The organism is Paenibacillus sp. 1A_MP2, assembly GCF_052244825.1.
Classification (GTDB): domain Bacteria; phylum Bacillota; class Bacilli; order Paenibacillales; family Paenibacillaceae; genus Paenibacillus; species Paenibacillus vandeheii.
In genome coordinates, this window is sequence record NZ_JBQQCS010000001.1 from 5,948,515 (window position 1) to 5,968,273 (window position 19,759).

Sequence of the window (19,759 nt, forward strand, 5' to 3'; positions counted from 1 at the left end):
GATGAATTCCGGTTACAGAAGGAGGATTACAAGTGAATAAACCGCGAATCGTGGAATGGACTCAACTGCGCGGCCTTGCATTTCTCGCCATTGTGATGCAGCATAACATCGCTGAATATATATATCGCGCCGATATTGAACAACCTGACTCCGTCATGCTGACCATGATTTATCATCTGACTCGTTTTGGTACCCCGACATTCGTCTTTCTGTCCGGTGTAATGCTCTTCTACCATCACAGTCACACCAAACCGGATTACCCCCGGTTTATCCGCAAACGGTTTGGAGATATTTATGTGCCCTTTGTGGTATGGACGTTCATCTACTGGTTGTTTGTCCGGGTATTTACCCCTGAGTTCTGGCTTTCGGGTATGCCGGACTTCCGTAGTCTCGTTCGTGAACTGTTCCTCCCCCAGACGGGATATCATCTGTGGTTTGTGATTATGGTATTTCAGTTCTATATTTTGTTCCCCCTGTTTCTGGCGGGAGCCAAGTTCATTCAAAGACGTATTGAAAAAGTGACTCGTTTCACCCCGATGCAATCGATTATTACTTTGGTTCTCATAGGAATGGCATTATACACATTGCTTATGAAATGGTCCTACTACGATATGGCAGGATGGACAGCATCTCTACCACAGCCCTGGGCAGGCCTGCTTCAGTATCGTTCCTATTCATGGATTATGTACTGGTTCTACTTTTTGCTAGGTGCAGTATGTGCGTGGTCCGTGGATAGCTGGAGGGGATGGACTGCGAGGGCATTGCCCTGGATGGTCTGTCTGTTTATCGGAATGTACATCTGGCTTGGATACGATGTACTGCGGGGATCGGGGATGTTGTTAACCTGAATATCTCAACCTATCTGAAACCGACGACATTTATTATCATCATGGCTCAGATGTTTATGTTTTATGGGTTCCTGGTACTGCTGCGAGGCAAAGATACCCCATTTCAGCGTCTTCTGACGTGGATTGGCCGATATTCGTTTGGCGGCTATCTTGTTCATGCACTGGTTCTCTACTGCATCGCGTATATTACCCGGCCACTTACGCTAACGGAATGGCATCTGCCCGTAACATTGTTGTCGTTTCTCGTCACCGTGGCGACGGCTCTTGCCATCAGCTGGGGACTGTCCAAACTTCCGGGTTCTCGCTTTACCATAGGATTACAACGGAAGAAGCGCCCAGGCCGTCGCTTGCATCATGCTGTTATTCCGGGCACGGGCAGAACAAGTTCACCCGAGCGCAATCCGTCAGCCAGCGCCAATCGCAGTCCGGAAACCAGCCAGTCTTAGTCGTATAGAAAAAGCGTCTCCCTTGTGGAAGACGCTCTTTTTTACTTCACTTCTGTAGAAGCGGATTTTCCCGGTACAGGTTCGTGAGGACCAGGGGCTTGGTGTGCATTGCCCTTCTGGTTAACGAATCTTTTCAGGTCACCTGTCAATTGCTCCTTCAGCTTGTCAACCAGCTGCGTTTCGCTAATACCTTTTGCCTGAGCAATTTCAGCCAGGGACTTCCCGCTCTGAAGCTGCTGATGGAGCTGTTCCGGGGTGATGCCGATAAAGCGGGCAATAGCGCCCTTGTCCATCATCGGACGTCTATTACCGTGGTGAGCAAAATCACGTCTTAATTCCCGCAGTGGTGTATTGATTACCTTTTTCAGCTTGGTATCCATACCCGCTTTGGCTGCTGCTGCCTGCTCCTTCGTGAGACAGCCTTCTTCGGCTGCTTTATCCAATCGCTGAGAGAGGGAAGGCTTCAGCTTCTCCAACAATTGATCTTCACTAAGTCCCTTGCGTTCCTTAGCAATCTGAGTCAGCGTTTTGCCAAGCTCCATCTGTTCCTTTAAGTCCCGGAGCCCAATGCCGAGCAGATCTGCGGTTTCTCCAATCATAAACAGGCCGTGACCTGCCTGCATACATGGCTTGGTCTGATTCGTGGAGGAGGATGGTGTCGCCACATGATCTTCAACAGATCCATTTGGATCAGCGAATGCCGTATAGCCGGTTGCTGCTGTTATAAATACGGCTGCCAGTCCGGCCGCCATCCATTTCTTCCAATTGTATTTCATTTCTCTTCTTCCTTTCGTATGTCAAAATCCTGTGCTTTCTTAGTTTGAGCCTAACTTCCGCTTTTTTATGCCATAAAAATACAAAATGTCATTGTTTTTTTCACAATTCATCACAAAACCTCCTATTTTTTTCTATTCTTTTCCGGTATACTGAAAGTAACTTCATGATCTAGTCAAATAGTCCTTAATCACTTTATCACGGGAAGGGCGTAACCAAACGATGCGGAGAGAATGGTTTGATCCGTTTAGATCCGATGTGGAGGTGGTGTTCGCTGCGGCAGAGCAGCTGGTACAGAAATATCCTGAACCAATGTCAGAACATGCACTAGAACAAATTCATTTGGTCAATCCTTTGTTACGAGATTCGGGTCACAGCTACATCGGCTACATTATTCCGTTGTGGTTGCAGCTCTCGGATGGACTACCTCCAGAGAAAGCACACAAACTGAGTACTGCCTGCCTCATGCATATGTTATATTTTTTGAATCAGGATGAAGTTATGGACGAACGTCCCGAAGATGTGACACTGAAATTGTCACTGGGTAATCTGTATTACGTCGATGCCATCTGTGCCTATTCAGAGCTATTCAGCCTTTCATCCCCGTTCTGGACGTATTTCAGACAGTATGTCGAGGATTGGGCCATGAGCGTCACCGGTGAGAACTCCATCGATTATTTCAAGAGAAGCCCGCTTTTAATTGCCCAAAAGCCGCCCCACTTCAGCTTGGAGCTGCTGGCTCACTGCTTCTTTTGGAACAGAAGCATCGCATTACTCCGGTATGTTCTGCCGTCAACATTGCACTGATGACTCTCCAGATGACAGATGACTTTACAGACACGAAACAAGATGCTGTGCATGGAAATTACAACAGCTTTCTCTCCCACATATCCGCAGCACTGGAACATAACTATCCGGTTCATCCTTTAAGCGAACGTGTACATGACAATGTATACAATACTCAATTCATGAACTCCTATGTAGACATTGCTAAGCAATATAACCTCAGATTAACATCTTCTAACTCGGGCATTCCGCATCTTGAAGCGTTTAATTCCTACTTATGCGACATGCTGGGACGTGCTGTTCAGGACATTGAACAGCACAAAAAATGCTTCTTCAAGGCGGGTTTCATTACTGGATCAGCGAGAAACAACATTTGTCCTAATCATAATTGAAGAGCTGGTACAGTTGAATTTTAAATATGAAGGGAATGTTGACGATGATGGTATCAGAGAAAACGTTGCACGAGGATATTATTGAAAAGGCCTGGACAGATGAGCACTTCAGACAACAACTGTACTCCAACCCGAAGCAAGCGCTTCGTGAAGCATTTGGCATTGATATTCCTGAGCACGTTCAAGTCCGTACCGTTGAAGAACAACAGAACGACTATGTTCTCGTAATTCCTCCCAATCCATCCAAAGTACAATATGATGTGAATTGCGGACCGTGGAGAAGCTAAACGAATTAGATTGAATATGTGAATTGAATCAGAAGGGGTAGCGAACAAAAAAGCCATTGTACTTCTGCCGCTCGTCATTCGACGAACGCGGCAAAAGATACAACAGCTTCTGTTCCTACCCCTTTTGTGCTTGTAAAGCTGATCTGTCCATGCATGGCTTCAACGATACGGAAGGTCACCATCATGCCAAGGCCTGTCCCCTTAATTTTGTTCGAGAAATAAGGCTCACCAAGGCGGACCAACGCTTCCTCATCCATGCCTTCGCCGTTATCTCTAACATGTACCTTAATGACCCCATCCTGGGCATAAGCCCAAATATCAATCTGGCCCTGTCCTTGCAGAGCTTCAATACTGTTCTTAATAATATTAATAAAGGCCTGTTTGAACTTGGAAGAGTTCCCTCTAATCCATAGATCTGGCGGAATGTCGGTTGTTATTTTACCCCCTTCGAGATTAGCCATCGGTACAAGGATACCTTCAATATGGTTAAATTCATCTGCGATATTCAGGGAGATAATATGATCAAACTCTGGTTTGGCGAACGTCAGGAAGTCGGTAATAATGCCGGAAGCCCGATCAAGCTCCTCCAGAGCAATCCGCACGTACCCCTTGTTTTTGTTATCCTCTTGCTCTGTCATAAGCTGAAGGAATCCTCGTGTCACCTGCAGCGGATTACGAACCTCATGAGCAACCGACGCTGCCAGTTCGCTAATAATCTCCATTTTCTCGGATCGCTGTAATTCATTATTGAACAATTCCAACTCTTTCGAATATTCAAGCACTTTGGTATGTTTTTCAGCAAATCGGCTTCCCAGTATGGCAATAAGTGAGATAATAAAAGCAACCATCGACCATTTCCACCATATCAGATGATATGTTCCATTACGCTGGTAATACCACAGTAGTTCAGCAACACTGATTAAGGCAAATGTGCCGAATCCTGTAGCCAGCAATAGAGCTTCCCTGCTCCGTTGAAGCGCTTTGGAGATGGTACCGATCATTAAGATGCTTAACAGGATTACGAGAATGAATCCAATCACGTTCTGAAACAACAAACTGTAGAGCATGTCCCATTGACCGCCTGAAATAAAATCGATCATCAGGGCAGCTACAGCTACTCCAGAATAGATGACTTGAAATTTTCTTAGTTTGGTAAAGATGCCATAACGACCTGGTCCGATAATTTGTTCAAAAAAATAACAGAGTGCAGGCATGCCCATGAGCATCGCCAGATCAAACAATACGGAATACAGATTACCGTAAACCTGGTAGAACGTATATAAAAACTGCGAATAGGTGATAATCATCGTTCCGATAGAACCCATCACGATACATAGCGAAATCCACATCCCTTTATGGAACTTGCCCAGGAAAAATGTGCAGCTTAGCATCGTTAGAGCCGTGAATACAAAGGTCGCTCCCAGTATCACATCAAGCAGACCATTGTGAATGTACTTTTCCTGTAAGGTAGCATAAGACCCAACCTGAACCATTCCGTAGATGCCAAGTCTGCCTTTCTCATTCTCGGACCATATATAGAGTTTACCACCTGAATTCTCACTCGATAAAGGTAACAACACCGCGTTATTATCATAATTGTAATGATAATTCTCATACACCTTACGATCTTCCAGATAGATTACAATGTGATTTCCTTTAATATTTTCAAAACGGATTGCCGAGCTATCTTCGCTTATTGTAGGAATGGTCACACGAGTCCACAAGGAGCCTGTAGGAGCTTCAACACTGCTGTATTCCAGCTTTTCTGCACCTTGCTTCTCCCAGATCTCCTCCGAAACCTTGAACCTCACTGATGAATCCCTGATCGTGCACGTTCCCCCATTTTACTTCCCATCCCGTTATGGATACAGGTCTGTCAACTTCTCCAGCAGTCGCTGAAACGAAGTCATGCGGCAAGCAGAGAATATTCAACATACTTATCCATAAGATGATGATAGCTTTGGGCACATTTTTCATTCACAGCACCTCAAAGTTCTTATTTTCTCTATCCCCAAGTTCTCTCATTTATCATTCGCCACAGTTTAACGTGTCACCTTCTTGGAAGAAAACGAAAATTCACAATTTAGTAGATTTATAGTTTTATTTCCATTTTATTGTTGAAACTGAAGTGTTTTGTCGGTTATTCCCGCAGATCTTCGAACTGGTTCACAATCATTTCGCGCTCTTTCTGTTCGATCTGTGTGCGATACTCCAACCACTGCTCCGTTTCCTCATCGTCATATATGGTCCATATATCTGAGAAAAGATAGTCCCTCAACTGGACAATCTGTCCTGACCATATCCCACCTACCCAGAACAGCCCGTCCGGACGGCGAATAACCGTACGTGAAAACCCGGGCGTAGACGCTTTTTGCCCGATTCGGATTCGAGTGATCATATTCCCCAACGTAAACCAATCCAATTGGAATTCCTCCCTCATATATCCATGTTTCATCATAACATACGCAAAAGATGAAAAGCTGTAAAATTGGTGTGTGCGATTCAATTGTCCCTGCCGGGTGTAATGGTTCCTCAAAGCAAACATTACCTTTAAGGAGATGATTGGAATGAATGAGCCACACAAAACGGTAGAGGTAGAGCATAAGGATGTCCAGTATAAATCGGATTCAAGTAAGGTTGCTTCCACGTTTATCAAATATGCGGCTTATATCATTATTTTCTTTGGATTCCTGTACTTTCTGGTCAAATATGTATTCCCCAAATTTTAAAGCATATTAGTTGGATTTATCATCTGTACATCTTTCACTTTCATTTGTAATCATATTTAGGGAACACAAGGGAATCCTTCACAAATAACCATCAAATATAATTTCACTGAAACGGAGTGTTACTTATGTCAGACAGACCGATCAGCAATGAAGAGAGTGAACGTTACTACGACCGTTATCAGAGGTCCCGTGATATTCCACTGGAAACCGAAGTCCCTGAAGGTGACATAGACACTTTTGATGAAGTTACCGGAAGACGTATCGAAACCGAAGATACAGTTAGCCCACCCATTGTAGCTTTAACGGCTGCAGAAGAACCCCAACTGGAATCACGGACAGCGGAGCCTTCACTCGAATCCGTACCTGATGCTGATCTTATTCAACCGAATAGTCCAGTGGATCCCGCCGCACCCGACCCCAATGCCCTTCACGGGACGGACCTGCTGAACGGCGCCGGAGCGGATGCCAAGCCGGAGAACGATATTCCACCACGACGTTAAGTCCTCATGCTACAGCCTGATTAGGAGGTGCAAACATGATGAAGGATGATCACAAACGACTCGCACATGAGCCGGAAAATCTGGTAACCGAAAGAGATATTGATCCGAATTTTGGTTTGTTCACAGAAGATTCCTTTCCAGAAGCTCTAGCGGATGAAGATCAGCTTGATGCTGTTGAACATGCCATTCCGAAGGAGAATGTTAACCGGAAAGATTCACATACATCTGAGGATCAATAGGATCGTATCGCACATTCAATGAGCGTAAAAGAAACCTCTTCCCCAAGAGGTTTCTTTTTGTTGTGCTCTTCACAATGATAAAGCGTTCATCCGAAAAGAGATGGTCACCGTATCTCTACAGTGCCATCCCATTTCTCTGTTATCCGATTAGTCATTTAACCATTTCGTCTACTACGCTAAAGGTTTACCCGATCCCGGCAACCTCTGTTCCAGTCTGGACCATTTCGCCACAATGGCGGTAATTAGCAGCGCAAATCCGTTGATGATAAAAATCCAGCGAATCGGTAACCAGCCACCCAGAACACCACCGATAATTGGTCCCGCCATCGTACCGATCTGGGAAGCCGACTGATTCAGGCTGAATGCTCTTCCCCGGAAACCAGGTTCAGTCACTTGTACAATCATCGCATTGATCGCCGGGAACACCGCAGCGAAGAACAATCCATACACAAATCGCAATATGCCGAATCCGATATAACCAGTAGTGAAGAACTGCAGAAGGTTACCAATTGCCCCACCCACAAGGCCAATAATCAGCACTTTGCCATATCCGATTCGCGAACCAATCATACCCCAGCGCGGCGCCATAATGACCGTAGCTACACCAACTGCTGAGAAAATAATTCCCGAGCTAAGTGAAGCACGATCAGGCTGAATGCCCATTTCCATCACGTACACGGTCAATAATGGCTCCAGAATCATGACGGAGAAGGTACATATACCCATCATGCCAAGCACCGTAATAAACAATCGATTGGCCCGGGCTTCACGGATGTCATCCATCACATGAGAACGAGCCTTGTTCCGGTTGAAGTTCTCTTCTTTACCCAGAAGGTTGCAATCAACGCAGAGACCAATACAACGATACTGGAAAATAAAAACGCATTCCGGTTGCCGTAATAATGGCTTACTACACCGCCAATTAATGGGCCGATTATACCTCCTGTTGCCCCGGCGGTAGACATGATGCCAAGCGCATACCCCGTCTTCTCTTCCGGTGTGTTCGTACCGACCAGTGCAATCGCTGCCGGTACAAACCCGGCGAGCAATCCCTGAAACAAACGAACCACAATTAGTGAATACGGGTCCTGCACGAAATAATTGATCAAATACAAAACCGCAAGGCTGTATCCCGACCGGATCAGCATTGGCTTGCGCCCGTATTTGTCAGCCAGTGATCCCCAGAAGGGAGACACCAGCGCACTTGCCAGAAACGTGATGCCAAAGGCAAGCCCTGACCAGAACTCCAGGTGATTACGAACGCCCAATTCGCCACTCAGAAACAAAGGCAGAAATGGGATGGAGATTGAATATGCGGTGCTGCAGAAAAACACACCTATCCACAAAATCACCAGATTACGCTTCCACGAGAAGTCCATATACCCGCACGCCCTTTCCGTTACTGACGACGGGACTGCCGTGTATTGGAGCGGACGGAACAGACCCGTACGTCCCTGACTGCGGAAGCATTTTCCTTATTTTACACCTCTGTAAGCATTTACACCATCCCTTATTACCCATAATATTCTGCCTTGCATTGCCATCTCGTCCGCAAAAACGGTATGATAGTTGAGGGATTATCCGAAAATAATTCTGACTAAATATATTATGCAGAGATGCAAGGGGAACGTTCTCATGTCTTTTCGGTGGAAAAAAACAACAGCTGTGTCGCTGGTTCTAGCGATGCTGCTTATCGTCATTAGTGGTTGTGGGCGCCCTACAAGCGGCGCGACGGAAACAGTACCAACTCCGCCTGAAGGCCAAAATCCAGTGGCAACCATTGAAATGTCAGATGGTCAGAAGATCGTCATCGAGCTATATCCTGAAATCGCGCCCAATACCGTATACAATTTTATCTCACTCGCTAATAAGGGTTTCTATGACGGTCTGATCTTTCACCGCGTCATTCCCGGCTTTATGATTCAGGGTGGTGATCCAAACGGGGATGGTTCGGGTGGACCAGGATATACCATCAAGGGTGAATTCACTTCCAATGGGCACAAAAATCATCTGAATCATACCCGTGGGGTCATCTCCATGGCGCGTAAATCTGATAATCTGGACTCCGCAGGCTCCCAGTTTTTCATCATGTTAGCGGATGCTGATTACCTGGATAACGCTTATGCTACCTTTGGCAAAGTCACAGAAGGTATGGATGTCGTTGACGGCATTGCGGCTCAACAAATAGGTGAAAACGATAAACCAGTCACCGATCAAGTAATGAAAAAAGTCACTGTCGACACTCATGGTCTGGAGTATCCAGAACCGGTAAAAATGCCTTAACCTGTGGAACTGAACGAGTCGTCGTTCTGATTCATCCTATGTAAGACAAACAAAAGCTCTGTCCTGTGCGATTCTCGCCAGACAGAGCTTTATTTAATGTTAGCGTTTACATAAATGACTTTATAAAAAATGCCCTCTTCTGGCACGATTCTATATGCAGCAGCTCTGCAACCCGCTGTTCTCAATACATCCATCCCATCAAACGTAACCAACCGATGATCGCAATCCATAACGGACAGCTGAAAGCAACACCCCATGCAAGCCCTTTCAGTAAACTGCGGTTTACTTCCACGAACAACGACTCCTTTCTCCAGGGAATAGTCGCAGTATCGGTAATAATATATGAATTTATACCCGTTTTCATTCGTCACGGAACCCTCTATATCCTGCTTTTGTTCCGCCGTTTCATGGAATGGGTTGGGTGAACCTGATATAATATGAATACTGAACGATAATGGAAGCTGATTTATGTTTTTGAAAGGAGATTATTCCATGGCAAAATCCAAAAAACACACCCCTGCTCCCAAAGCAGCACAGGATAAACCGACCACATTAAAGGATCTGCTGAGCAGTGACGTGCTTGAGAAACTGAAAGCACAGGCTGATGAAGCCAAGGCGGCCGAGGCAGACCGCAAAGAGCAGGAACGCCTGCAGGCGGAAGAAGCTCGTAAAGCGGAACAGAAGCGGAAAGATAATGATTTTGAGTACCTGTTGAATAACAGTTCAATGGACTGGAAGAAACATAAATAACTTTGCAGCAATCCAGATTATCATGATATCTACATTACCGATACAGGGCCGTTCAACGGTCCTGTTTTTTGTATGGTACATATGATTCATCACTCTTTAGTCGGGTATGTAGAAATAGAGAGTATACTGACAATCTATACGATACGGAGGGATCAGGATGACTGAACAACGTTTGCAAGGGAAAGTCGCGATTGTAACCGGAGGTGGCTCAGGAATTGGTCAGGCAACAGCCATTCGTTTCGCTGAACATGGGGCCAAAGTGTTCTTGCTGGACCGGACCCGGAGAATGCAGAGGAAACCAAAAAGACAATTGAGAACGCAGGCGGAGAAGCACACGTCATTGAATGTGATGTATCCAAACCGGACAACGTGCAAAGGGCCATCAATCAGGCAGCAGAGCAAGCTGGACAGCTGGATATTGTGTTTGCCAATGCGGGTATCAACGGCACGATGGCTCCAATTGAAACGATGGAACCTGAGGACTGGGATCAGACGATGGGAATTAATATGCGCGGCACGTTCGCAACCGTGAAGTACGCCATTCCCCATTTGAAAGATCGCGGAGGAAGCATTATTATTACAAGCTCCATTAACGGTAATCGCGTATTCTCTGGCATTGGCTTCTCTGCATACGCTTCCAGCAAAGCGGGTCAAACGGCTTTTACGAAGATGGCTGCATTGGAACTGGCCCGTTACAAAATCCGTGTCAACGCCGTCTGTCCGGGAGCCATTGATACGAATATCGATGACAACACCTATCCTTCGGACGATCTAAAAGAAGTACAGATCCCGGTTGAATTCCCGGAGGGGCATGAACACCCGCTCAAGGGTGAACCAGGAACGCCGAAGCAGGTCGCCAATCTGGTGCTCTTCCTCGCTTCCGACGAATCTTCCCATGTGACAGGGACTCGGATCTACGTGGACGGTGCGGAATCTTTGCTCCGCGGATAATACTTATATCAGGCTCAATGAGCAGTCAACAGCCAAACATCCCGCAAACGGACTGGATTTCCAGACTACTGCGGGATGTTTGGCTTTCCCATTGGTTCGAATTCCCTTTTAACTAGAGCGCTGAGCTCTTTCCTCTCTTCACTCGGTTATTCAGCCGCTCCGGAATGGCAAATAGCAGGACGTACATCAGGGAAAACATCACTGCTGCCAACACCTCTTCCCCAAGAATGTACAAGGGATAAGGGCCCAACAGGTCGAGCACTGAAGGGGTATCCGGTTTGTGTCTCAGGAACATATAATTGGCGTCAAGCAGAACATCCACACCGTACACGACCAACGCTGTCATATTCACAAATATCATTGAACCCAACACAGTTCTCCAGCTTGGACGAAGCTGTTCTACCCAAGTCATGTAGAGCAAGGCAAGAATGATACAAGCATGAGCCGTAAAAAATTGAATGAAACGAAAATGGCCATAAGCATAACCAAGATTAGGCGTTACGATTGCCATCAAGGCTCCTGCTATTCCTGCGAACAGCAATGCAGAATGCAGCAGTCGACTGCGTGTCAATAATAGCAGCGCCGATAATAATAGTGACAGACTGCATAACTCCAGCGGCAATGAAGTCTGCAGGCTCCACACGCCTCCATACACGTACCATAGTTGAAGCACAATCTCGCAGCCGAACATGACACAGGCCAGAGCAATGCGAAAGGTTCGGCGTAGGTTGGATGACGATGAGCGCAGCCAGTTTCGTAACAGGAACATCAATATAATCAGTGCAGCAATCAGACCGATCGCCCACAGGTGTGAAGTTGAAAATAGTATAAAAGGTTCAGCATCATAAGGGTCTAGCCACTGGGGATATGCCATTGCGCCTCTTCTCTCCTTCTCGTTACACAAACACAAAATATCTCTATAATGTTAACTTTTTCATTTTGGCATTGAATGAGTAGACTGTCCAGATGGAATTCTAAATTAGGATTGTATTTTAAATATCTTTATGTTAAGATAAATTCAAGAACAAAACACACTAAAAGTTAGTAACTTTCTTAACGAAAATGTTATAAAAATAGAATTAAACTAACAGGAGGTATTTATAATGCAAATCAAAGGACTTCACCATGTATCTGCACTCACTGCACACGCCGCTGAGAACTATCGGTTCTACACCAATGTTATGGGACTCCGACTGATCAAAAAAACAGTCAACCAAGATGATGTTTCGGTCTATCACCTCTTCTATGGAGATGAAAAGGGAATCCGGGTACTGAACTTACCTTCTTTGAAATTCCGATGGCGGGACAAACACGCGAAGGCGTGAACAGCATCTCAGCAACGTCCCTTCGTGTGCCTAGCGATGCAGCCCTTACGTACTGGCAACAGCGGTTTGACGAATTTGAAGTCCCTCATGGAGAAATCACCGAACGCGGTGGACGCGCTACTCTCGCTTTTACGGACTTTGAAGGACAACGTCTGATTCTCGTCTCCGATGAACACAATTCAGGTGTTGCAGGCGGAAAACCGTGGGATCAAAGCCCTGTGCCTGCCGAGTATGGCATTGTGGGATTAGGTCCGATTCATCTTACTGTTAGAGATGCATCCCTCACCACACCAGTCCTTACCGAATTGCTCGGCTTCCGTCAAAGAGGAACGTATCCTGCTTTTGTCGCTGGCCAACCCGATGTGCTCGTCTTTGAATCCGGTGAAGGTGGTAGCGGCTCCGAGGTGCATGTCGAAGAACGGAATGACCTTGCTCAGGAACGCCCGGGACGTGGCAGCGTGCACCATGTGGCCTTCCGCGTGGACAATGAGGAAGAACTGAAGCAATGGGTGGAACGTGTGCATAACTTCCAGTTCCCGAACTCTGGTTTCGTAGACCGTTTCTACTTCCGCTCCCTGTATTTCCGTGAACCTAATGGTATTCTGTTCGAGCTTGCAACTGACGGTCCCGGCTTCGATACGGATGAAGAACTGGCTCATCTTGGCGAGTCCCTGGCTCTGCCACCATTCCTTGAAGGTCGCCGGGCAGAGATTGAATCCAGACTGAAACCATTGGATACCATGATTCGATAAGCAACGCTGAAATCATAGAAAAAAATAAACGATTATCGCTGTGCGTCACCCCGAGAGACCCGGCTGATGCTCCAGACGATAATCGTTTTTCACGTTCCATAAAGTCATTTTATTTGGTCAGATAAGATGTAGTCAGGGGTACAAACAAGGAAGAACCAGGCGTCTCTTCCACAATCTCTACAACCACAAAATCCGTTTTGGATACATCCACATCAACACCAATCAAACCATCTTCCGCAGCAAGCGATACAGATTTCAGAGTTGTATTATTGCCATCCATGACTTTAATTTCCTGGGAACCACCTACTGCTGCCAGCTCCAGATGTAATTTGGAATATTTTTTCTTCGTCATAATTTGGAAGCTGTTTCCCAGCTTGACCGAATCATTATGGAAATAAACATCTTTGTAATCCTTGCCCTTATAAGAAGTATCGGCGGGGTCTTTCGTATGCCAATCAGACGTTCCCATCACGGTTTCTCCGAGCGAACTCAATGTCAGTTTGTTCGTTTCCGTTGGAGCCGATCCATTACTGCCGCCAATAATAACGGAGGAACTGGCACTGTCATAACTGATCTCAGCACCCAACAGATTACCTACTGCACGTACAGGCAGATAAGTTGTTCCATTGTACGTAATCGGCAAAACGGTCTTTCCATTTGCATCCTTGGCTGTTACCGTTGCTCCATTCATTTTCAGAGATATCTTGCTGTTCAGATACGCTTTGATTGGCTCCAGTCCGGTTGCCGCCAGTGCCCCAGTACCGATTCCGAGCGTAAGTGTACCCACCATTAAACCCAGTACCACCTTTTTCTTCATTAAATATCCCTCCTGAAAGTATGAAATAAGATTCCTTTTACCCTTTATACAATTAAACCATTAAAGGGCTAATGTCAATTCTTTCTTGGTAAATTATTGGAATACCTTCTGTATTCGGACAGCACAAAATGAGGCTAAAGTTTCATCATTTTTTCAGCCTCACTCGGTTCCCTGTGTCATTAAGACAATGGGGGTATATTTTTTTGTCATAACTACCCGTCATTCCGCTCTTCGCTAATTAATCAAATCAATCAAAAGATTCATAGTACTCCTCTTCATACTCTTCCGTGCTGTACTTCAATTCAACAGCCTGCCACTCACCATCCTTAAGTTCATAGGTAAAGTTCAGATCCCCGTCATATAAACCCATACCGTATGCACCGGATGCTGACACCACCAACTTGCCATTCTCCACACTGTAATAAACAACACCGCCGAACTTGAGCTCCTTGTTATACACTCCCTCGCTTGTGTCTTCCTCCATCCGAGAAGGCTCAGCATGAACACCATCAACGGTAACGTTGATCGTAACCTGACCTGGTGTAACACTGACTTTCGAATTTACATGCTGCTTCACAATCTCATCCAATGATTGCATCTTCATCTCTTCCAACGTATTTGGATCGATAATATGAGCCTCGCCCAGATAGATCCCTGTTCCATGACCAGCTGTAAACAATACAACAATCTCCTTCTGGCCATCTCCATTCAGATCCAGTTCGTGTACTTCCGGTTTGTAAGAACCACCTTCTCCTTGCCACTTACTGAATTCTCGTTTCTTGCCGTTCACTTCCAACACCATTCCGTTATATATATACCCTGAGCCTTCGACTTTCATGGGATACAGTCTTACGTTCTCATTTTCCGGAGCAACCGAAACGTACTCTACCTTAACAGGGATCGATTCCTTCGTTGTAAACGCTGCTTCATTCATTGTTTCCATATTGGAGGCCGCGACCGCTGAGGTCTGGCTGGATTGATCATCTATGTTAAGCTGTTTTTGCGATTCATTCATGGTTCTGGCAGACGACGTTGTACTAATCGTAGCTACCGCCAAAATAATCATCAGCAGGATACCTGTCCAAGTTTTCAATATGCTGGGCTCCTTAATCTGTAGTGGAATACTACCATTATATCTTCATTTATCGCCCAAGCGTTGCGAATTTGTTAATGTTTCATAAAAAAATCTTTACATATTTCAGTTTTTACGAAAGAATGTTCGGCTTTAACCATAATAAGCAAAAAAACACCCCGGAAACAGCTCAAGGCTGCATCCGAAATGCTTTCGTTTTGTCCATTAATCGATCTGTTAACTGTCTTAACTCTTCCGCTGAGGATGAAATCTCCTGCATGATTGCCGTCTCTTCATGTGCCGCATCCATAATCCGTCTCGCCTCATCCGAGAACGATCCGGCTTTCCCCTGAATCTTCTTCACATGACCGTGCGTCTGTTCTACACGGGTGGTCTGCTCCCCAATTTTGGATCCGATTTCATGAGCGCCCTTCATAAACACTTCCACCGTACCTGTAAGCTCCTGTAACGTCTGATCAACAGAGATCGTGCGCTCGGATTCGTTCACAACCAAACCATGCTGTTCATGAATCAGTTGAGCTGTATCCTTGATTCGCTGCTGTACGCGGCTGATCAGCTCATTAATCCGATGCACCGATTGTTTGCTCTCGTCTGCCAGCTTACGAATCTGCTGTGCCACCACAGCAAAGCCGGATCCCTCTTCTCCCGCACGTGCAGCCTCAATGGAAGCATTCAAGGCAAGCAGCCCTGTTTCCTCTGCAATGTTTTTGACGGATTGAGTAATGGCTTCAATATCCGAGGCTTCCTTCTCGAGCAGCACCATGATGTCACGGGAACGATTGTGGGATTCCGTCAGCTCGTCCATTCCTTTCATCAGAGAAGAGAAGGTTTGCTTCGTATGATCTACCGAGCGTTCCATCTGACCGGACATCTCTGTCATACCAATCGACTGACTGTGCATACGCTGAAAATCGTTCAACATTTCATCTGCTGTAATGAGCGACTGATGTGAAGTCGTTTTCTGCTCTTCCACACCCACCGCAATATGATCCACCGCATCAGACATCATCTCGATCTGCTCTGCTGCCTGGGCGATTGCTTCACTGAGTGACTGGGCATTCTGCGAGGTAGTGCGTGTACTATCTGTAATATCGTTTACAATACTTCTCAGATTAAAAACCATTACGCGAAAAGCATCATATAATACAGTAATTTCATCCTGTGTACGCCGCTCTGGAACTTCAGCCGTCAAATCCCCCGATGAGATTTGTTGTGCCGCACGGGACAAATGTACAATTGGACGAGTCAACCAACGGGAGGCAAACCAGCCCAGAATCGCGTTCCAGCACACACCCATGATAAGTACGATGGAGATGTACAGCCAGCTTGGCATAGAGAACGAGAGCCAGTCCTGGAGGAAAAATATAAAAAAGCCGCTAGTTCCGTACGTAATCAGTGAAATCAGTACCAAACCTGCGACGGTTTTTGCGCCTAAAGTCCATTTCATTTTCACACCTCATAGTCCTTTTTTCCTATTTTACCAATAGATAACCAAATTACATGTGATTTAGATCACTGAAAACGACAAATTGATCATTGTGTAAACGTTCATGCATGACTTCATTCCAGTGGAGCATAATGGATAAGAGAACAATGCCCGAGTTGAGTTGAGAATCGTTTTGCCAAGGTGATATCCTGAATTTAAATTATTTATCGGTAAGAAGGGTGAAATGATTTAGCTTGGCATCCATTTTGCTTAAATGATATACTGAGTGCGCTTCGGCATTGCCGGAGCTGACCTATTTTTGGATGCCACTGGAGGCGAACGAAATGTCTACAATGTCCACAAGGACGGAGAAAGATTTTATTGGAGAAAAAGAAATTCCTGCTTATGCTTATTACGGAATACAGACGGTTCGGGCTGTAGAGAACTTCCCGATCACTGGCGTTCCTGTACACCGGGAGCTGGTTACAGCTCTGGCTGCGGTGAAAAAGGCTGCGGCAATCACGAATATGGAGCTGAAGATGCTGCCACGCAAAATTGGCGATGTCATCGTCATGGCTGCGGAAGAAATGATGAAAGGCCATCATCTGGATCATTTTATTGTTGACTCCATTCAGGGCGGTGCAGGCACCTCCATGAATATGAATATGAACGAAATTTTGGCCAATCGTGGACTGGAGCTGTTATTGCAGAACAAGGGTGACTATTTCCACTGTAACCCGAATAACCATGTGAACATGTCCCAATCCACCAATGACGTAATCCCAACTGCACTGCGTATTGCTGCGTATCGGTTGTCTGAAACGTTGCTGGATACGATGAAACGTCTGCAGGATGCATTCCGCAAAAAAGAACTGGAATTCAACGACGTAGTCAAAGTAGGCCGGACACACCTTCAGGATGCTGTACCTATTCGCCTTGGACAAGAGTTCGGTGCCTATGCACGCGTTATTGGACGTGATATTGAACGTCTCGAGTTCGCCAATCGTCGCCTGCTCACCATTAACCTGGGAGCGACGGCTGTAGGTACAGGTCTCAACGCCAAACCGGAATACATTGTCAAAGTCACGGAGCATCTGTCTGATGTGACAGGATTGAATTTACAAACGGCTGAGGACCTCGTGGATGCCACACAAAATACGGATGCCTATCTGGAATTGTCGGCTGCTCTGAAAGTATGTGCTGTCAGTCTGTCCAAAATTTGTAACGATATTCGGATGATGGCTTCCGGTCCACGTGCAGGATTCAATGAGCTGCGGCTTCCTCCACGTCAGCCAGGTTCGTCCATTATGCCGGGCAAAGTGAACCCGGTTATGGCTGAAGTGATCAATCAGGTATCCTTCCAGGTTATGGGGAATGACCATACGATTTGCATGGCCTGTGAAGCTGGTCAATTCGAATTGAACGTCATGGGTCCGGTTATCGCGTTCAATTTGCTGCAATCGCTTAAAATCATGAACAATGGCATCGACGTCTTCACTCGTTATGCCGTTGAAGAGATGGAAGCGAACCGTGAGCGTTGTGCGTTAATCATGAAGCAGAGCTTCAGTGTAATTACGGCGCTGAATCCGCATCTTGGCTATGATGTGGCAGCTTCCATTGTGAAGGAAGCACTGAAAACCGGGAACACCTTGCAGGAGATTATTCTGGAACGGGGTCTGCTGACACCGGAAGAACTGGAAGAAATTTTGCACCCGGAGCAGATGACTACTCCAGGGATTGCAGGCGAGCACTTCCTGCGTAATATGGAACGCTTGTAGGTTGATTAAGTTCAACGAATGAATATGCACATTGACTCTCCGATGACAGAATATCCTTCTGATCACTGTTAAATAAGAACGAGCAACCCCCGCAAACCGAGTTCATGGTCTGCGGGGGTTGCTCGTTTATACATTATGTTGTTTAACAGTACCACAGGGTCATTTTCCCCAACGTTTACGCTCAAGTGAAGGCAAAATCTGAAGCTCTTCCCTGTATTTCGCAACGGTTCTGCGGGAGATAACGATACCTTCCTTCGCCAGTAATGCCGTGAGTTGACTGTCCGAATAAGGGCGTTCCGCACGTTCAGAACGAATCAGCTCTTTCAGTCTGAGCTTCACCGCCGGCGCCGAGGCCATCTCTCCGTTCGTTGTTTCAAGACCTGAGGCAAAAAAAGCCTTAAGTTCAAATACACCATGCGGTGTCTGAACATATTTGCCAGTGACCGTACGGCTCACCGTCGACTCATGCATGCCGATGGCCTGGGCAATAACCGCCAGATTGAGCGGCTTCAAACCAGCAGGTCCTTCACGTAGAAAAGCTTCCTGTTCAGTCATGGTTGCAGCCAGGACACGCATCAACGTTCGTCGACGCATGCGTACGCTGCGAATAATCGCTCTTGCCTCAGCTGCCCGACCTGACCAGACCTCGTCAGCATCAATTTCCCTGATCCAGCGGCAACAAGCTTCGTTCAGGGATACACGCGGCACACCCGCCGAGTTTAACCGTAGTGAAACTTCATTGTTCCTTATTTGCACAACAGCATCGGGTACGATGTAATGTGGACGTTCCGTACACCCCATGGATCGGCACGGTTTCGGGTCCAAACGGGAAATATAATCGTACGCTGCCTGAGCCTGCTGTGAAGTAAGCCCCAGTCTTGTTCCCGCCCTGCCCGGATGGAAACGAACCAGTTCCTCCAAACCTTCCTCCACCATATGCTCCGCATGCTCGTTATCCAATGGATCACGCCTAATCTGAAGCAACAAGCATTCACGCAGATTGCGTGCGCCTACACCTGCAGGGTCTAACGACTGAAGGATCTCCAGAGCTGCTTCAGCCTCCGGCATGGGTACCTCCCTTGCCGACATAACCTCAGTCAGATCCATCGTCAGATAGCCATCCTCATTGACACAGCCAGCCAAAAATATAGCTGTTTTCTCCAAAGAAGGTGGGAGACTCTGCAACCGAAGCTGGGATATTAACAGATGTTCAAGGGTAGGTTCGGCCCCTTTTACCTGTAACAGCGGATCATGAGAAGAGAAACTCCCCACATGTAATCGTCGGGAAAGACGGGTGCGCAGGGCAGAGGGCTCTTCTAGCTCAAGCACCGGGTTTTCTTCTGCTGCCTCCTGCAAATAACGAGCCAATTCCTGACCCGACAAGGTCAGCAGATGAATGGATTGCTTCATCTCCGGCGTAATCGATAATCGAATACGCGCCTCCTGCACCAACTGAAATCCTAACATCCGTCTCCCCCTTAAGCGATGCTCAAGCAACTCCAGTAAAACTGAGAACAAAGACTATTTTCAGGAAATGATAGCATAAAAACCAAGCGATTGTTAGCGGGCCCCAACCCCATTTT

At 46.4% G+C, this 19,759-nt stretch carries 18 protein-coding genes and 3 pseudogenes; 12 read left to right on the forward strand and 9 right to left on the reverse strand.

Annotation, left to right across the window (positions count from 1 at the left end; all coding sequences use genetic code 11):
• The first annotated feature begins 32 nt into the window (after positions 1-32).
• Entirely contained in the window at positions 33-848 is an 816-nt protein-coding gene (locus ACTWJ7_RS29390) for an acyltransferase (RefSeq protein ID WP_443146140.1), read from the forward strand.
• Positions 746-1,294, forward strand: coding sequence for an acyltransferase family protein (locus ACTWJ7_RS29395; RefSeq protein WP_443146141.1), 549 nt, complete (start codon positions 746-748; stop codon positions 1,292-1,294). The genes ACTWJ7_RS29390 and ACTWJ7_RS29395 overlap by 103 nt, the downstream gene beginning before the upstream one ends.
• A 41-nt stretch (positions 1,295-1,335) precedes the next feature.
• Here ACTWJ7_RS29395 and ACTWJ7_RS29400 read toward each other — a convergent pair whose 3' ends face one another.
• On the reverse strand, positions 1,336-2,070 hold the full coding sequence (locus ACTWJ7_RS29400; protein WP_301879746.1) for a hypothetical protein: 735 nt from the start codon (positions 2,068-2,070) through the stop codon (positions 1,336-1,338).
• Positions 2,071-2,290: 220 nt separating this feature from the next.
• Between ACTWJ7_RS29400 and ACTWJ7_RS29405 the strand changes: the two genes are divergently transcribed.
• Positions 2,291-2,875, forward strand: a complete 585-nt coding sequence (locus ACTWJ7_RS29405) for a hypothetical protein (protein ID WP_443146142.1) — start codon at positions 2,291-2,293, stop codon at positions 2,873-2,875.
• Positions 2,876-3,290: 415 nt separating this feature from the next.
• Positions 3,291-3,533, forward strand: a complete 243-nt coding sequence (locus ACTWJ7_RS29410; protein WP_301879748.1) for an NHLP leader peptide family RiPP precursor — start codon at positions 3,291-3,293, stop codon at positions 3,531-3,533.
• A gap of 74 nt (positions 3,534-3,607) precedes the next feature.
• On the opposite strand, the gene ACTWJ7_RS29415 is transcribed toward ACTWJ7_RS29410, so the two are convergent.
• Positions 3,608-5,344 carry an ATP-binding protein gene (locus tag ACTWJ7_RS29415; protein ID WP_443146143.1) on the reverse strand — a complete coding sequence of 579 codons (1,737 nt, stop codon included), beginning with the start codon at positions 5,342-5,344 and terminating at the stop codon, positions 3,608-3,610.
• Between the two features lie 329 nt (positions 5,345-5,673).
• A complete protein-coding gene (locus tag ACTWJ7_RS29420; RefSeq protein ID WP_079349793.1) occupies positions 5,674-5,955 on the reverse strand; it encodes a hypothetical protein in 282 nt (93 codons plus the stop codon).
• Positions 5,956-6,100: 145 nt separating this feature from the next.
• Here ACTWJ7_RS29420 and ACTWJ7_RS29425 point away from each other — a divergent pair, with 145 nt between their 5' ends.
• The 3 genes from ACTWJ7_RS29425 to ACTWJ7_RS29435 all read left to right on the forward strand — a co-directional run bounded on the left by ACTWJ7_RS29425 (position 6,101) and on the right by ACTWJ7_RS29435 (position 7,001).
• Positions 6,101-6,262 carry a hypothetical protein gene (locus ACTWJ7_RS29425; RefSeq protein WP_173405245.1) on the forward strand — a complete coding sequence of 54 codons (162 nt, stop codon included), beginning with the start codon at positions 6,101-6,103 and terminating at the stop codon, positions 6,260-6,262.
• Between the two features lie 125 nt (positions 6,263-6,387).
• On the forward strand, positions 6,388-6,762 hold the full coding sequence (locus ACTWJ7_RS29430; RefSeq protein WP_301879750.1) for a hypothetical protein: 375 nt from the start codon (positions 6,388-6,390) through the stop codon (positions 6,760-6,762).
• A gap of 35 nt (positions 6,763-6,797) precedes the next feature.
• Positions 6,798-7,001, forward strand: a complete 204-nt coding sequence (locus tag ACTWJ7_RS29435) for a hypothetical protein (RefSeq protein WP_301879751.1) — start codon at positions 6,798-6,800, stop codon at positions 6,999-7,001.
• A gap of 171 nt (positions 7,002-7,172) precedes the next feature.
• Here the strand turns inward: ACTWJ7_RS29435 and ACTWJ7_RS29440 are convergent.
• Positions 7,173-8,380 (reverse strand): annotated as a pseudogene (locus ACTWJ7_RS29440) (MFS transporter).
• A gap of 256 nt (positions 8,381-8,636) precedes the next feature.
• On the opposite strand from ACTWJ7_RS29440, the gene ACTWJ7_RS29445 reads away from it, so the two are divergent.
• The 3 genes and pseudogenes from ACTWJ7_RS29445 to ACTWJ7_RS29455 all read left to right on the forward strand — a co-directional run bounded on the left by ACTWJ7_RS29445 (position 8,637) and on the right by ACTWJ7_RS29455 (position 10,985).
• On the forward strand, positions 8,637-9,284 hold the full coding sequence (locus ACTWJ7_RS29445) for a peptidylprolyl isomerase (protein WP_301879753.1): 648 nt from the start codon (positions 8,637-8,639) through the stop codon (positions 9,282-9,284).
• Between the two features lie 492 nt (positions 9,285-9,776).
• Positions 9,777-10,034: a YqkE family protein gene (locus ACTWJ7_RS29450; protein WP_024632484.1), complete on the forward strand. Its 258-nt coding sequence runs from the start codon at positions 9,777-9,779 to the stop codon at positions 10,032-10,034.
• A gap of 157 nt (positions 10,035-10,191) precedes the next feature.
• Positions 10,192-10,985, forward strand: a pseudogene (locus ACTWJ7_RS29455) (SDR family oxidoreductase).
• Positions 10,986-11,097: 112 nt separating this feature from the next.
• Here the strand turns inward: ACTWJ7_RS29455 and ACTWJ7_RS29460 are convergent.
• On the reverse strand, positions 11,098-11,859 hold the full coding sequence (locus ACTWJ7_RS29460; RefSeq protein WP_301879755.1) for a YwaF family protein: 762 nt from the start codon (positions 11,857-11,859) through the stop codon (positions 11,098-11,100).
• Between the two features lie 229 nt (positions 11,860-12,088).
• Between ACTWJ7_RS29460 and ACTWJ7_RS29465 the strand changes: the two are divergent.
• A pseudogene (locus ACTWJ7_RS29465) lies at positions 12,089-13,062 on the forward strand (ring-cleaving dioxygenase).
• A 109-nt stretch (positions 13,063-13,171) separates the two neighbouring features.
• Here ACTWJ7_RS29465 and ACTWJ7_RS29470 read toward each other — a convergent pair.
• From ACTWJ7_RS29470 to ACTWJ7_RS29480, 3 genes are all read right to left on the reverse strand, one after another.
• On the reverse strand, positions 13,172-13,879 hold the full coding sequence (locus ACTWJ7_RS29470) for a stalk domain-containing protein (RefSeq protein ID WP_301879757.1): 708 nt from the start codon (positions 13,877-13,879) through the stop codon (positions 13,172-13,174).
• A gap of 247 nt (positions 13,880-14,126) precedes the next feature.
• The gene (locus ACTWJ7_RS29475; RefSeq protein ID WP_301879758.1) at positions 14,127-14,972 is read right to left on the reverse strand and encodes a hypothetical protein; all 846 of its coding nucleotides are present in this window, start codon (positions 14,970-14,972) and stop codon (positions 14,127-14,129) included.
• A gap of 169 nt (positions 14,973-15,141) precedes the next feature.
• Positions 15,142-16,419, reverse strand: a complete 1,278-nt coding sequence (locus tag ACTWJ7_RS29480; RefSeq protein WP_301879759.1) for a methyl-accepting chemotaxis protein — start codon at positions 16,417-16,419, stop codon at positions 15,142-15,144.
• 323 nt (positions 16,420-16,742) lie between these two features.
• Between ACTWJ7_RS29480 and ACTWJ7_RS29485 the strand changes: the two genes are divergently transcribed.
• Entirely contained in the window at positions 16,743-18,176 is a 1,434-nt protein-coding gene (locus tag ACTWJ7_RS29485) for an aspartate ammonia-lyase (RefSeq protein WP_301879760.1), read from the forward strand.
• 159 nt (positions 18,177-18,335) lie between these two features.
• Here the strand turns inward: ACTWJ7_RS29485 and rpoN are convergent, their stop codons facing one another.
• Positions 18,336-19,643 carry an RNA polymerase factor sigma-54 gene (rpoN, locus tag ACTWJ7_RS29490; protein WP_301879761.1) on the reverse strand — a complete coding sequence of 436 codons (1,308 nt, stop codon included), beginning with the start codon at positions 19,641-19,643 and terminating at the stop codon, positions 18,336-18,338.
• Between the last annotated feature and the right edge of the window lie 116 nt (positions 19,644-19,759).